At 38.0% G+C, this 14,630-nt stretch carries 11 protein-coding genes; 8 read left to right on the top strand and 3 right to left on the bottom strand.

Annotated features, from left to right (window positions below):
- Positions 1-3: 3 nt before the first annotated feature.
- A complete protein-coding gene (locus ACO05S_RS00370; protein WP_421919571.1) occupies positions 4-2,019 on the bottom strand; it encodes an alpha amylase C-terminal domain-containing protein in 2,016 nt (671 codons plus the stop codon).
- A gap of 252 nt (positions 2,020-2,271) precedes the next feature.
- On the opposite strand from ACO05S_RS00370, the gene ACO05S_RS00365 reads away from it, so the two are divergent.
- The 4 genes from ACO05S_RS00365 to ACO05S_RS00350 all read left to right on the top strand — a co-directional run bounded on the left by ACO05S_RS00365 (position 2,272) and on the right by ACO05S_RS00350 (position 5,835).
- Positions 2,272-3,054, top strand: a complete 783-nt coding sequence (locus ACO05S_RS00365) for a hypothetical protein (RefSeq protein WP_421919570.1) — start codon at positions 2,272-2,274, stop codon at positions 3,052-3,054.
- Positions 3,055-3,245: 191 nt separating this feature from the next.
- Positions 3,246-3,854, top strand: a complete 609-nt coding sequence (locus ACO05S_RS00360; RefSeq protein WP_421919569.1) for a class I SAM-dependent methyltransferase — start codon at positions 3,246-3,248, stop codon at positions 3,852-3,854.
- A 424-nt stretch (positions 3,855-4,278) separates the two neighbouring features.
- Positions 4,279-4,875 carry a phosphoribosyl-AMP cyclohydrolase gene (locus tag ACO05S_RS00355; RefSeq protein ID WP_421919568.1) on the top strand — a complete coding sequence of 199 codons (597 nt, stop codon included), beginning with the start codon at positions 4,279-4,281 and terminating at the stop codon, positions 4,873-4,875.
- Between the two features lie 600 nt (positions 4,876-5,475).
- Positions 5,476-5,835, top strand: coding sequence for a DUF2200 domain-containing protein (locus tag ACO05S_RS00350; RefSeq protein ID WP_421919567.1), 360 nt, complete (start codon positions 5,476-5,478; stop codon positions 5,833-5,835).
- Positions 5,836-5,894: 59 nt separating this feature from the next.
- Here the strand turns inward: ACO05S_RS00350 and ACO05S_RS00345 are convergent, their stop codons facing one another.
- A complete protein-coding gene (locus ACO05S_RS00345) occupies positions 5,895-6,788 on the bottom strand; it encodes a LysR family transcriptional regulator (RefSeq protein WP_421919566.1) in 894 nt (297 codons plus the stop codon).
- 137 nt (positions 6,789-6,925) lie between these two features.
- On the opposite strand from ACO05S_RS00345, the gene ftcD reads away from it, so the two are divergent.
- The 4 genes from ftcD (at position 6,926) to ACO05S_RS00325 (ending at position 13,123) form a co-directional block, all read left to right on the top strand.
- On the top strand, positions 6,926-8,626 hold the full coding sequence (gene ftcD, locus ACO05S_RS00340) for a glutamate formimidoyltransferase (RefSeq protein ID WP_421919565.1): 1,701 nt from the start codon (positions 6,926-6,928) through the stop codon (positions 8,624-8,626).
- 197 nt (positions 8,627-8,823) lie between these two features.
- Positions 8,824-8,955, top strand: a complete 132-nt coding sequence (locus ACO05S_RS00335; RefSeq protein ID WP_421919564.1) for a hypothetical protein — start codon at positions 8,824-8,826, stop codon at positions 8,953-8,955.
- Between the two features lie 667 nt (positions 8,956-9,622).
- Positions 9,623-11,113 carry a histidine ammonia-lyase gene (hutH, locus tag ACO05S_RS00330; protein ID WP_421919563.1) on the top strand — a complete coding sequence of 497 codons (1,491 nt, stop codon included), beginning with the start codon at positions 9,623-9,625 and terminating at the stop codon, positions 11,111-11,113.
- Positions 11,114-11,122: 9 nt separating this feature from the next.
- Positions 11,123-13,123: a urocanate hydratase gene (locus ACO05S_RS00325; protein WP_421919562.1), complete on the top strand. Its 2,001-nt coding sequence runs from the start codon at positions 11,123-11,125 to the stop codon at positions 13,121-13,123.
- 384 nt (positions 13,124-13,507) lie between these two features.
- On the opposite strand, the gene ACO05S_RS00320 is transcribed toward ACO05S_RS00325, so the two are convergent.
- Positions 13,508-14,590 carry an acyltransferase family protein gene (locus tag ACO05S_RS00320; RefSeq protein ID WP_421919561.1) on the bottom strand — a complete coding sequence of 361 codons (1,083 nt, stop codon included), beginning with the start codon at positions 14,588-14,590 and terminating at the stop codon, positions 13,508-13,510.
- Positions 14,591-14,630: the final 40 nt, after the last annotated feature.

Raw genomic sequence — 14,630 nt, 5'->3', positions numbered from 1 at the left:
GATTTAAAAAATACTTTTAGGTGGAATGTGCTTCAAAACCAAGGAAGTTCTACTTGGAAGATACAAGTAAAGCCGATGTTTTTTTGACAATTGCGCATCAGGTTTTGAGAAGTAGGTTTGCTGATCGTCTACACGATTGAAACCTCCAAATTTAGAAGAATCTGATGTAAGCACAATTTCGAATTTACCTGCTTCTACGGGAATTCCATAATAGGTAAAAGATTCACTTGGATTAAGATTGAATACAAAAAGCAAATCCTTTCTTTGAATGGCCAAAACTTGATCATTCTCATTTGCAGCTAAGCAATTTATAAATGAATCTTCAAGAAAATGATAATTGTTTTGCAGAGCAATCATCTGTTGGTCGAATGCATTCAAATGTTCAAATCGCAATTCCGAATTGTCAAGCAAACTCCATTGTCTGCGTGCATGTTTGTAGGACCAATTGTTGCCTTCTCTTGGAAAATCGATCCATTCGGGATGGCCAAATTCATTGCCCATGAAATTAAGGTAGCCATTGCCGGCACAGCAGAATGTCATCAATCGAATTATTTTGTGCAGAGCAATTCCACGATCAACCACTAAGCTTTCACTTTGTTTGTCCATGCTCCAATACATTTCCTTATCAATTAGGCGGAATACAATTGTTTTATCACCAACCAATGCTTGGTCGTGCGATTCGGTATAACCAATTGTTTTTTCTTCCAATCTTTTATTAGATAGTTCGTAGAAGATATTTCCTACATTCCAATCCTCGTCGTTTTTTTCTTTTATGAGCTTGATCCAATAATCAGGAATACCCATTGCAAGACGATAATCGAACCCCACGCCACCCATATGAATAGGACTTGCCAAACCTGGATATCCGCTCATTTCTTCGGCTATGCTTATGGAGTTTGGATTGATTTCTTTCATTAATTTGTTGGCAAGGCTTAAGTAGCAAATGGCATCTTCATCCTGTCCGCCATCAAAATACATATCATATCCAGTAAAATCACGCGATAAGCCATGATCGTAATACAACATACTGGTTACCCCATCAAAGCGGTATCCATCGAAATGATATTCTTCCAACCAATATTTAATATTAGATAGCAAAAGGTGTAGAACTTCATTTTTGCCATAATTGAAGCAAAGAGAATCCCAGGCTACATGCTCTCTTCTTTCATCGGCATGAAAAAACTGGTGTGGCGATCCGTCGAACAAGCCCAAACCTTCTAATTCATTTTTTACGGCGTGGGAGTGCACCAAATCCATAATTACCATAATGCCCATGCTGTGAGCTTCATCAATTAAAAGCTTCAGTTCTTCTGGGTTTCCAAAACGAGAAGAAGCAGCAAATAAACTGGAAACGTGGTAACCAAAAGATCCGTAATACGGATGCTCTTGTATTGCCATTAACTGAATAACATTATAGCCCGCCTTTTTAATGCGTGGAAGAACATTTTTGCGGAATTCGCTGTAAGTGCCAACCTGTTCCTTTTCGGTTCCCATGCCAATATGGGCTTCGTAAATCAGTGGATGTTCTACCTTTCTTCTTTTGTGATCGTTCTCCCAATTAAATTGATTTTCGGGGTGCCAAACCTGGGCAGAGAATAGTTTTGTTTCTTCGTCCTGAACCACTCTGTTGGCCCATACCGGAATTCGTTCGCCTTGTCCGCCATTCCAACGAACAGATAGTTTGTAAAGTGACTGATTGAGAATCTTATTTTTATCGATGATTAGTTCGAAATTACCATTTTCAATTTTTTCGAACTCAAATTCGTTGGATTCAGTCCAATTGTTAAAATCACCAATTAAATAAATTTGTGTAGCATTAGGAGCCCACTCTCTAAAAATCCATTTCCCATCTATGTCGTGAAGGCCATAATAGTTGTGGCCATTGGCAAAATTAGAGAGTTTGCTTTCCGATAATTCTTTCTGTTTGCTTGAAACTTTTGCCAACCGTTTCTCAATAACTGCTTGAAATGGTTTTAGATATGGGTCGCCTTTAACAATTTCTGGTTGATAAATCATCATTAATTTTTAACGTTTGGATTTTATTTATGGTGCGAAACACTTTTAAAGATACAATTAATATGCTTTGTTAATTTAAAATTTAGGTCAAGTTTTTTTAAAATGAGCTCATATGCTTAATAGAAATAATTAATGCTTACGGTTCGAAATTCTGCTTTTTTTACTTTGCTGATATTCTATGGCTTTTGCAAATTCGAATTGTTTCCAGGTGTTAAAAGCTGTAACTTGAGTGTTATTCACTTAATACTTGCTGAAATGAAAAAATTATTGCTATTGGTTACGTTTGCTTTGTTATGCAGTGTTGGCATGGCACAGCAGGAGAGGTTCCTGGTTTTTGATTTTATGAAGGTTGCCGATGATATGGAAAATGATTATTGGGAAACAGAAACTTTTTTTGAGAAAATTCATGAACAGCGTTTAAAAAATGGAGAGATATTAGGTTGGGATCTTTGGTCGTTAAAACCGGGAGGTAGTGAACAAGGATATCAGTATTTAACAGTGACGATTTATGATGATCCGGTTAAGGCTATGGCTAATGGAGACACTTTTGCTGCAGCCAAAAAGGCTTATCCTGAAATGTCGGATGAGGATTTAAAGCTAGAATTGAAGGAAACGGTTAAATCGAGAGAATTAAGTAAACGTATTTTTATGAAAGTGGTGGCTGCTACCAAAGATGAATTTAAAATGGACGTGGGAACCGTTATGAGAATGAACTTTATGGAGGCTTTGGAAGGTAAGTTAGATGAATACGAGAAAGCTGAAGAAGAGCTTTTCTTGCCCATTCACCAGAAAAGGGTCGATGCAAAAACCTTGAGTCATTGGAGTTTGGCCAGAGTATTAATGCCTTCGGGGAGTAGTGTGCGCATGACTCACATGACTTTTGATATGTTTGATGGTTACCTGCATTATTTTGACTCTTACGGAAGAAACGAGGTGTTTAATGTTGATGCAGAAACCCAAGCTAAGTTAGATAAAGCGATGAAATTGAGAGATATGAATTGGTCTTATATCGGGATTATGAAGAAAACTGTGAAATAATTGTTGTGATCAGTAAAATAATGATATTGATTCTAAGTTCAGGAGTCTTTTACATTTTGAATCCACTTCTTGATTTTAGCTTTTTGTGGATAGAATTTTACGTCGAACTCACGTTAATTATTAAATACACACGCTAATGCTTATTTCGATCTTGTGACTTCCATCTGGCAAACGCAAAAAATTATAAACAGATGAAACAAATTGCACTTTTTCACCCAAGAGTCTTTGAAGACAAAGAGTGGGCTGAAGGTTATTACAAACGCAATAGAAGAAATATAAAAAAAGTTGGAAAACGTTTGGCAAACCATCTTAAAACTATTGGGTTTAATGAAGGAACAATTTTAGATGTTGGATGTGGATTTGCCGCTGTTGCAGTAGAAATTGCAAAAGCCTTCCCTAAAGCAAAAATTGTTGGGCTTGATTTGGCAGACCCCCTGCTTGATATTGGCAATAAAATTATAGTGGAAGAAAATTTAAAAGATCAAATAACACTTTTAAAAGGCAATGCTCACAACTTAAAATTTGAAAACAGTTCATTTGATGTTGTGATAAATTCTTTCTTGCTTCATATTGTGGAGCACCCAACTCAAATGTTAAATGAAATTGATAGAGTGGTAAAAACGAATGGTGTCATTCTAATTACAGATTTGCGCAGGGGATTTTTAGCCTATTTTATTAATAAGCTTAAGACCGCCTACACAAAAGAGGAAGCTTCTGTTATTTTAAAAGAATCGAATATTAGAAAAGGAAAATTGTCGTCCGGACTTTTTTGGTGGGATTACTTTGTTGATGTGCTTTAGAGAAGCTAAAAATATAATCCATCACAATTTTGCACTCATTTAGTAGACATTGCTCAAAATGAATGCTCTACCTAATCGATGATCCATATTGATTTGTGAGTATGGCTTAATGGATTATTTGTTTAGCAGCAATTCATGCTGGTATTAATATCCAGGATATTGGCATTTTGGAAATGGTCTTTTTTCGAATCAGAATCACAAACGAACCTCTTAAAAGGGATGTTTTCTGTATAAAAACTAATTACTAATTTTTCACGCTGAAGGCAAAATCTGTTTGGAAAATTAAAGAAAAATTATAAATTTGGTGTAGTTGTAAATTATTGAGAATCAAGGATTAGTTTTTATGTTAGTCAGTAATGGCTAGAAGATAATTACAATTTAAATCAATTATTAATTTATTAATGTCTTAGCAAAAATGATTAAAATGAAACAAAAAATTAGTTTAGTAGCCATTGTGATAGCCGCAACATGCTTCGTGTCTTGCAACAATCTTGAGAAAAAAGATCAACATGAAACAAAGAAATCAGAAATGGTAAAGGAATCTAAAGCACATACAATATCAGAACAAGAAGTTTTAGAAGTTCAAAAAATTTGGGGAGAAGGAATCGTTAAGATTGGAAAAGTTTATTCCGAAAAAGGTGATTATAAGGCCGCAGCAAAAAAACATATTGCTGATTTATATGGATATAACCTTGGAACGGTATTGTTTAAGCCAACATTAGCGGCCGAAAAGCAGTTCCGAACTACCGAAGAAGGTGCACTTTCATATTTTGTAGGTCATAACGAAAACTATCCGGAAGACCATGGTTTTGCAATTAAGCCTTGGACTAATGTAAGATGGGAGAGTACAGGTATAAAAACAGAAGGAAACATGGCGATTGCTATGGGTAACTATTTTTTCACCCCTGCCGGAGGAGGTGACGAGGTTAAAGTTGAATACACTTTTGCTTATACAAAAGATAGTAATGGAAAACTTCGCATTATTTTACATGGATCACACCTTCCATATTCTCCAAAATAAGTTATTAACTCGATATCGAGGATAGCGTTTATTCCTTACTGCAATAATCTTTACTATTGCTACTATTATTGGCAATGAATTGAGGTGGCAGAAGGATAATTAGATAAAAAACTAAAATGGAAAGCTGAGTAAATTGCTCAGCTTTTATTTTATAAGATTTTTTCAACCAGTGCAGTATACTTCTTTATACTTCTTGCAACAGAATTGCTACGGGAAAAAATCAAAAGTCGTGGATGAGAAAATGGTGAAAATACCCTATTATTAAGGGTGCTTTTTGTGGTGTGATTATGCCAAATACTAAGATAACGTGAGTTCGACGTAACATTCTATCCACAGAAAGTTCTATTTGGGATAGATTTGCATTAAAAATTTGGAAAGAATAGCGGGCTATTTAGAGGAATTTTTAATGTGAAGATGTCGTAAAGAGAACTTTCCATTATGTGTTTGCCTGCTTTCGGCATAAATTTCCTCAAATCTTCTTGAAATATCCCGATATTCCTTCGAAAATTTGAGAAAATTTCTACTCAAAATCAGATCAAACTGTGAACGAATTTTACATCGAACTCACGTTAAGATACCTATTCCATAATTGTAAAAACTATGACAACAACACCGGAACATGATAAAAGAATTGCAGAAATGACATTTGCTGCGGTATATCCTCACTATATCACGAAAGTGGAGAAAAAGGGTAGAACGATAGATGAATTGCATCAAGTAATTGAATGGTTAACAGGATTTGATGCAAAGAAATTACAGGAACTGATTGAGCAAAAAGTAAGCTTCAAAACATTTTTTGAGAGAGCTACTTTAAACCCCAATGCGCATTTAATTAAAGGAGTAATTTGTGGATATCGTATCGAGGAAATAGAAACCCCTTTGACCAAACAGGTGCGGTATTTGGACAAGTTGGTGGATGAATTGGCAAAAGGAAGGAAAATGGAGAAGATTTTGCGATAGTTGAGCGGAAATATACTTCTAAACTCAATTTTTAATTTGTGCTATTTGTGATTTCGCATTTAAAAATCAACTTCTTCAGCAATGTTCAGGAAGTTCTGTAGCAGCGGATTTGTATTCACCGAATTCCATATTAATTTTAAGGTAGTTCGCTGTGGAATTTCATCCAATTCGATGAACTTGATTTTCATATCAAAGCCCAATTTTAATGAGGTAGGAACCAAGGATACACCAAAATTGTTTTCGATCAGCCTAAAAATTGAACTTGCATTAACTGTGTTGTGCGAGATAAGCGGAGAGAAACCTGCATCATCGAAAATTTGCATTACTTTTTCGTAGTAAGACTGACTGTATGAGGAATCAAACAGGATGAAAGGTTCATCTTTAAATTGTGATAAACCTTTAAAATTGCTTGCATCTACTTTGTGATGTGCAGGTAAAACCAGTGAGAAAGTATCTTCGAAAAGAGGAAAGATGTTTAAACCTCTTGGCACACGTTCCATTCGCACAAAACCAACATCAATTTCCTGTTTCAACAATGCCTTAATTTGTTTGTTATTGTCCATTTCGTTGATATCGAACAGAACATTTGGATGTACTTCTTTAAACTTCAGCAGAAGATCCGGAATTACCCTTTGCATGGCCGATCCCACATAACCCAATTTTAAATTACCATCCATACCATCGTTTAGCAATTTGGCATGCGAAATGATATCATCCAAACGCTGAAAGTTATTGATCAACTCTCGTTGCATGTATTCGCCAGCTTTGGTCAACTTCACTTTTCTGTTGTGCCTTTCGAACAGATTAACCCCCAATGCTTCCTCCATTTGCTTAATCTGTCTGCTCAATCCGGGCTGCGAAATAAACAATCGTTCCGAAGCTTTTCTAAAATGCAGGTCCTCGGCCAATGCCAAAAAATATCTGAAATGCCTAAACTCTGTTTGATAACCCATAGTTATGAATCCCTAAATTAAATAGTATTGTTAGGTATCAAACTTAGTGATAACTTTACACAATTAGAAATTCTATTACGATTACTCGACAAAAGTAAATAGGAAAATTTAAGCAACAAATTTAGATCTAAATCAATATGAAGCAATTAATCGAATGTGTTCCCAATTTTTCTGAAGGGAACGACATGAATATCATTAAACAGATTACGAACGAAATTGAATCTGTAGAAGGCGTTAGCCTGATTGACGTTGATCCGGGAAAAGCTACCAACCGTACTGTTGTTACCATGGTAGGTACTCCTGACGAGGTTTGTGAAGCCGCTTTTCGTGCTGTGAAAAAAGCAGCTGAATTGATTGATATGAGCAAGCACACCGGTGCTCACCCTCGTTTTGGTGCTACCGATGTTTGTCCTTTGGTTCCTGTTGCCAACATTACAATGGAAGAAACAGTTGAGTATGCCCACAAATTGGCTCAACGAATTGGTGAAGAGGCTGGCGTACCGGTGTACTGTTACGAACATGCTGCTCGTAAGGCCGATCGCAAGAACCTGGCTGTTTGTCGCGAAGGGGAGTACGAAGCTGTTAAAGAAAGAATCGGAACAGAAGAGTGGAAACCGGATTTTGGTCCTGCTGCTTTTACTGATTCTGTTGCAAAAAGTGGTGTTACTGCCGTTGGTGCTCGTAATTTCCTAATTGCTTATAACTTCAACTTGAATACCACTTCTACACGTCGTGCAAATGCCATTGCATTCGACGTTCGTGAGCGTGGTCGTACCAAGCGTGAAGGACATCCGATTACAGGTAAAATTGTGAAAGACGAAAAGGGTAAACCAGTTATGATTCCGGGTACTTTGAAAGCTACCAAGGCAATTGGATGGTTTATTGAGGAATTTGGAGTGGCTCAGATTTCAATGAACATGACTGATATCTCGGTAACTTCAATCCACAAAGCATTTGATGAGGTATGTGCTAAGGCTCAGGCGCGCGGTATTCGTGTAACAGGTTCTGAGTTGGTTGGTGTTGTGCCTTTAAAAGCAATGTTGGATGCAGGTAAGCATTACCTGCGCATGCAAGGGCGTTCTACTGGTATTGCTGATCGTGAAATCATTAAGATTGCCGTAAAATCTTTAGGATTAGATGAATTGTACCCATTCGATGCCGACAAGAAAATCATTGAATACATTTTAGAGAACGAAGCCAAAAAGGGGCAGAAGAAATTGGTGGACATGAACCTGACTGAATTTGTAGAGGAAACTGCTTCTGAATCTATGGCTCCGGGTGGAGGATCAATCTCTGCTTATATGGGTGCTATGGGTGCTGCATTGGGTTCAATGGTTGCCAACCTATCGGCTCACAAACCAGGTTGGGATGAGCGTTGGGAAGAGTTCTCGGATTGGGCTGAAAAAGGAAAAGAATATCATACCAAACTAACTTGCTTGGTTGATGAAGATACCAATGCATTCAACAAAATTATGGATGCAGTTCGTATGCCAAAAGGAAGCGAAGAAGAAAAAACTGCTCGTGCCGAAGCAATGGAGGAGGCTACCAAGTTTGCAACTATGGTTCCTTTCCAAACCATGGAGCTTTGTTTAGGCTGTATGGATGTTTGCAAAGCAATGGCCGAAATAGGAAACCCTAACTCGGTTACCGATGCCGGAGTAGGAGCCTTGGCTGCTCGTTCGGGTGTAATTGGTGCATTCATGAATGTGAAGATCAATGCTGCCGATCTTACTGATAAAGCCTGGGCTGAGGATATCATCGCTAAAGGACAGGCGATTGTAGACAAAGCAGAGGCTTACGAAAAAGAAATTGTTGATATGGTGAATGCTAAAATTTAATTAGTGAATTACTATGTTGTTGTTGAACCTGCCAGTTTTCTGGCAGGTTTTTTTGTTCAGTCATGCTCCAACTATAGGCAAGCTGTAAATACCAGGCTATAACCAATTGTAACAAGGTTTTACAGTCATGCTCGGTATAAGCAAGCCGCAAATGTTGGGCAATTGCAGAAATGCTAGTCTCTGCAATCAATAGAATCATGCTAATTCAAAATCAGGAACAATTTAATGCATCGCAAAACTTCTTTTTTCTGCACGGATCTCCATCTACATCATTGCAAAAACTAAACAGAAAGGAAGAATACAGGAATGAAAATCAACAAATCGAATAAAAAAACGATGAAGCAAGCAAAACATGCATGCATTGCATAGCTCAACAAATTAATGCGTAGTTTGCACGCTTGCAATGGATATAATAAAAAGAATAAAGTACTTTTTGCAAGCATGCAAAGGGTTCAGGAAAAAAATAATGCATGGCATGCACGCTTGCAAACATCATTTCAACAAACACAATGTATAATTCGCAAGCTTGCAAACAACGCAGGAAAACTGTTTTGTGCCCATTGCAAGCGGGCAAACACTCCTTTAATGTTTTGTGGACACCAATGTTTGCTTGCAAAGACTATGTTAAGCTTTTGGGTTTTAAATGGAATGAAACAAAATCATCGAATCATTACTTTATACCATTTTGGATAGCAAGTTGAGCCTTTTAAATTATTAGTAGAATGCCAATGCATGATGAAACTCGAAGCACTTAAGGCATTTTAAGTATTTTAGGCACTGATTATACTTTCCAATTAAAATTTTAACTCTCAATTCACATTCTCTATTATTCCTTATTCATTACCCATTGCTCATTATCCACTATCAACCGTTAATTGATAACTCTGGGTTATTATATCTTGATAAAACTAGTCTTGTTGGGCATTAAAATAGCCTATACATTTGCAATAAATAAAACTGACTGGTTTAGAATAAACGACATAAAATACTTAAACAATGTTTAAATACGGGATAGATCGACTAACAGTTGATAAAACAATACAGATTGCTCGTGGAGAGCTAAAAGCTGTCTTAACCGAAGAAGCTATTGCTAAAGTAAATGAATGCAGAGCTAAGGTTGAGACTATGGCGAATTCAGATAAAGCAATTTACGGTGTAAACACGGGATTTGGACCTCTTTGCGATACTCAAATTTCTCCGGAAGAAACCAGTAAGCTTCAGGAAAATTTGATCATTACTCATGCCGTAGGTGTTGGTAATCCAATTGACAAGGAGTTGTCGAAAATCATGATGATTTGTAAAGTTCATGCTTTGTCGCAAGGGTTCTCAGGTGTTCGTTTAGAAGTTATCGAACGCATTCTATTATTTATTGAAAATGATATTTTGCCTGTTGTTCCTGAACAAGGTTCTGTTGGTGCATCGGGCGACTTGGCGCCATTGTCGCACCTTTTCTTGCCATTGTTGGGTGAAGGTGAATTTTGGGTGAACGATGAAATTCATCCTGCCAAAGAGGTGTTGGCACAGCATGGTCTAGAGCCAATTAGTCTTGCGGCTAAAGAAGGTTTGGGATTGATTAATGGTACGCAGTTTATTTTGGCGCATACCATTAAAGGTCTGCACAGAATGGAATATTTGCTTGACTTGGCAGATGTTGCCGGAGCAATGAGCCTGGAAGGATTTATGGGTAGTGCAGCTCCGTATAAATCAGCATTGCATGCTATTCGTCCCTTCCCGGGGAATATTAAAGTTGCCGAGCGAATGCGCATGTTGTTGGATGAATCAGAAAATCTTGAACTTCACAGCAATTGTGAGCGCGTTCAGGATCCTTATTCATTGCGTTGTATTCCTCAGGTTCACGGAGCATCAAGAAATGCTTTTGCTCACGTGAACGAAATGGCCGAAATCGAAATGAATTCAGTTACCGATAATCCAATCGTATTGAGCGAGACAGAAGCCATTTCGGGTGGTAACTTCCACGGTCAACCATTGGCTATGGCAATTGATTACTGTGCATTGGCAGCATCAGAGCTTGGTAATATTGCCGACAGAAGATGTTATTTGTTACTGGAAGGAAAATATGGTTTGCCACGATTGTTAACTTCAAGTGGTGGATTAAACTCTGGTTTCATGATTCCTCAGTACACCACTGCGGCTTTGGTAACAGAAAACAAATCATTGTGTTTTCCTCCATCAGCTGATAGTGTTCCCACTTCATTAGGACAAGAAGATCATGTTTCTATGGGATCTATCTCAGGACGTAAGTTCAACCAAATTTTGGGTAATATTGAAAAAATCTTTGCAATCGAGTTGATGTATGCTGCTCAGGCAATCGAATTCAGAAGACCAAACAGGTTATCTGATATCATCGAAAAGAACTTTGATATCATCAGATCTAAAGTTGACAAATTGGAAGACGACCGGGTATTGAAAGATGATATCAATACAATGGTTGAGTTTGTGAAAGACAGAGCTTTTATCGTAAAATAATTGATGAAGATGATGACATTTCAAGAACAAATATTACAGGGAATTCCAGCAGAATTGCCTGCAAAAAAAGAATATCCAAAGGATGCCAACCGAGCTCCTAAAAGAAAAGACATTTTATCGGTAGAAGAAAAGCAATTGGCAATTCGCAACGCATTGCGTTACTTTCCAGTAGAATGGCATGCTGAATTGGCTCCTGAATTTGCTCAGGAATTATTAGATTTTGGTCGTATTTATATGTATCGCTTTAAGCCTGAATACAAAATGTATGCTCGTCCAATCGAAGAGTATCCGGCAAAATCTCAACAAGCAGCTGGTATCATGTTAATGATGCAAAACAACTTGGATCCTGCAGTAGCTCAACATCCCGAGGAATTGATTACCTATGGTGGAAACGGTGCGGTTTTCCAAAACTGGGCGCAGTACCTGCTTTGCATGAAATATTTGGCTACAATGACCGATGAACAAACTTTGCACATGTATTCGGGTCACCCAATGGGTTTGTTTCCATCGTCGAAAGGTGCACCTCGTGTAATTGTTACCAACGGTATGGTAATTCCAAATTACTCGAAGCCCGATCATTGGGAAAAATTCAATGCATTGGGTGTATCACAATATGGTCAGATGACTGCAGGTTCATTCATGTACATCGGCCCTCAGGGAATTGTTCACGGTACTACCATTACGGTAATGAACGCTTTCCGTAAAATGCTGAAAAAAGGAGAAACACCTTCGGGTAAGATTTTCTTAACAGCAGGTTTGGGCGGAATGAGTGGTGCTCAGCCTAAAGCGGGTAACATTTCGGGTTGTATTACCATTGCAGCAGAGGTAAATCCAAAAGCAGCAACAAAACGTCACCAACAAGGATGGGTTGATGTTTTGGTTGACAATATGGAAGACTTAGTTGCACGAGTTCGAGAAGCACAAGCTAATAACGAAGTAGTTTCTATCGCTTATATTGGTAATGTAGTTGATGTTTGGGAACGTTTCGATAAAGAAGAAATCTTTATTCATGTTGGTTCCGACCAAACTTCTCTTCATATTCCATGGACAGGTGGTTACTATCCGGTAGATGTAAGTTTCGAGGAGTCGAACCGATTGATTCGCGAAGAGCCGGAAGTATTCAAGGAAAAAGTACAGGCCTCATTGCGTCGTCATGCGGCTGCTATTAACAATCACACAGCTAAAGGAACTTATTTCTTCGATTACGGTAATGCATTCCTTTTGGAAGCCTCAAGAGCAGGTGCTGATATCATGGCCGACAATGGTATCGATTTCAGATACAAATCATACGTTCAGGATATTTTAGGCCCTATGTGTTTCGATTACGGATTTGGTCCTTTCCGTTGGGTTTGTACATCAGGTAAACCAGAAGATTTGGACATGACCGATGAAATTGCAATGAATGTATTGCAGGAAATCATGGAATCGTCGCCGGAAGAAATTCAATTGCAAATGCAGGATAACATTACCTGGATTAAAGATGCGAAGAAAAACAAAATGGTTGTTGGATCTCAGGCTCGTATTCTTTATGCCGATGCCGAAGGTAGATCAAAAATTGCTGAGGCATTCAACAATGCAATCGCAGAAGGAAAGATTGGCCCAGTTGTTTTGGGTCGCGATCATCATGATGTAAGTGGTACCGATTCTCCGTTTAGAGAGACTTCGAACATTTACGATGGTAGTAAGTTTACTGCCGATATGGCCATTCACAATGTAATTGGCGATAGCTTTAGAGGTGCAACCTGGGTATCCATCCACAATGGTGGTGGTGTAGGTTGGGGAGAAGTAATCAATGGTGGTTTTGGTATGCTGCTCGATGGAACTCCAGAAGCCGATGCTCGATTGAAGAGTATGTTATTCTACGATGTGAACAACGGAATCGCAAGAAGAAGCTGGGCAAGAAACGATGAGGCCATGTTCGCAATCAAACGTGAAATGGAGCGTCGCCCTGATTTAAAAGTTACGCTTCCAAACTTGGTTGAGGATTCATTATTGGAAAACTTGTTTTAATACAAGCAAATTTATTATAGCGGATTAAGGCTCGGGATTTTCCTGAGCCTTTTTTTATTCATTTTGTTACTAACATTTGGGCGTTCCCTCCTTCGTCGGTCGGGCTTTCCGTTCCTACTCCTCGCTCGTTCCTCGCTGTGGGGTATCCACTACAATCCCTAACGCAACGCACCTCAACTTGGTATTCTCACTTTAGGCGAGATTACCAATATTGCTGAGAATTAGGTTTAAATTGATAACCTCACTTAGAGTGAGGATATCAAGGGTGTAGCAAAAAATGCGTAAGTGTATAAACCTTTTCTAGTGTGAAGAGTGTTAATAAAACGAATTAAAGTTTTTGAAAATAGGTCAAAAAATTAGTTCGGGGAATTAGCATTCTTTACACTAGGCTTGCAATTCCAATTCTACCTTTCTTTTAACGCTTATCTTAAGTCCAAACAAAGGACGCAAAATAATACTTCGTTTAATCACAAACTCATACAATACAAAGCAGCCCGCAAATGTGATTACATTAATAAGAACAAAATTCAGAATTGCCGGCATTTGCAATGGCAATATCAGGTAAGCTGCTCCATACAACATCACCATGTGAATAATATAAACCGGATATGCTGCTTCACTCAGGTAGGCCAAAATTTTACTGGATTTATTAAGATATTGAAAAGCAAAGCCGAATACTGCAAATATCCAAATGTTCGATTCTATTGCCATCAGATAGTTTGGCGACTGCAATTCGAAAACCACCAAACGAACAGAATATAAACCTAGTGCCATAAGCAGAAAGAACCATTTCCATTTAATCAATGTTCTTCGCAGACTTTCTCCGGCCAGGATGAAAACAAAACCAAAGAAAAAGGCCATTAATCCCAGAATAAATCCGTGCACAGTCATGGCATACATCTCAAAAGGATTCGGATTCATTAATATGGCTTCCAGTACAAAAGGAATTATTGCTAGGAATAATCCCAATGGTGTTTTAAACAATTTATTCAGCCAGTTCTTTATGGCGAAATGATTCTTGTTCATGTAAAGGAATACGGGCAATAAGATCAAAACATAGACAAATATATTTCCCAGAAACCATAAATGACTAGGGTTAGCTTGGTAAGTAATATCCTGATTGTAATAGTTCTTCCAAATAAGAAAGTGCAGAGGAACAATACAAAACATTCCAAATAGAAATGGAATTAGAATTCGAATGCTGCGTTCTCTAAGCAATTGTACTCCTGATCTTTTTCGCATGGCAAAGCTAACGCCCATTCCCGAAACGAAAAACAGCAATGGAATTCTCCAAATATTCAGCATCGACATGGGAATCCAGATGCTTTCCATGGATGTTTCACTTTTAATAAAGCCAATAAAAGGAGCCCAAGGTTGAAATACAATGGCAATGTGATAGATCAATAACAATCCAATGGTGATGACTCTTAGCCAATCTATATCATATCTTCTTTCTGTTGTTGTCATGATTTGTAGTTTTTTTTCAGGGCGCAATTGCTCCCCCGAA

This window comes from Marinifilum sp., from assembly GCF_965230805.1.
GTDB lineage: Bacteria > Bacteroidota > Bacteroidia > Bacteroidales > Marinifilaceae > Marinifilum.
This window is presented reverse-complemented; position numbering and strand designations above follow the sequence as displayed.

Excerpts from the sequence above, each read along its gene's own strand:
- ACO05S_RS00350 (WP_421919567.1), top strand. The coding sequence starts at position 5,476 with ATGACAACAACACCGGAACATGATAAAAGAATTGCAGAAATGACATTT.
- ACO05S_RS00360 (WP_421919569.1), top strand. The coding sequence starts at position 3,246 with ATGAAACAAATTGCACTTTTTCACCCAAGAGTCTTTGAAGACAAAGAG.
- hutH (WP_421919563.1), top strand. The coding sequence starts at position 9,623 with ATGTTTAAATACGGGATAGATCGACTAACAGTTGATAAAACAATACAG.
- ACO05S_RS00345 (WP_421919566.1), bottom strand. The coding sequence starts at position 6,788 with ATGGGTTATCAAACAGAGTTTAGGCATTTCAGATATTTTTTGGCATTG.
- ACO05S_RS00325 (WP_421919562.1), top strand. The coding sequence starts at position 11,123 with ATGATGACATTTCAAGAACAAATATTACAGGGAATTCCAGCAGAATTG.
- ACO05S_RS00365 (WP_421919570.1), top strand. The coding sequence starts at position 2,272 with ATGAAAAAATTATTGCTATTGGTTACGTTTGCTTTGTTATGCAGTGTT.
- ACO05S_RS00335 (WP_421919564.1), top strand. The coding sequence starts at position 8,824 with ATGCTAATTCAAAATCAGGAACAATTTAATGCATCGCAAAACTTCTTT.
- ACO05S_RS00370 (WP_421919571.1), bottom strand. The coding sequence starts at position 2,019 with ATGATGATTTATCAACCAGAAATTGTTAAAGGCGACCCATATCTAAAA.
- ACO05S_RS00355 (WP_421919568.1), top strand. The coding sequence starts at position 4,279 with ATGAAACAAAAAATTAGTTTAGTAGCCATTGTGATAGCCGCAACATGC.
- ftcD (WP_421919565.1), top strand. The coding sequence starts at position 6,926 with ATGAAGCAATTAATCGAATGTGTTCCCAATTTTTCTGAAGGGAACGAC.
- ACO05S_RS00320 (WP_421919561.1), bottom strand. The coding sequence starts at position 14,590 with ATGACAACAACAGAAAGAAGATATGATATAGATTGGCTAAGAGTCATC.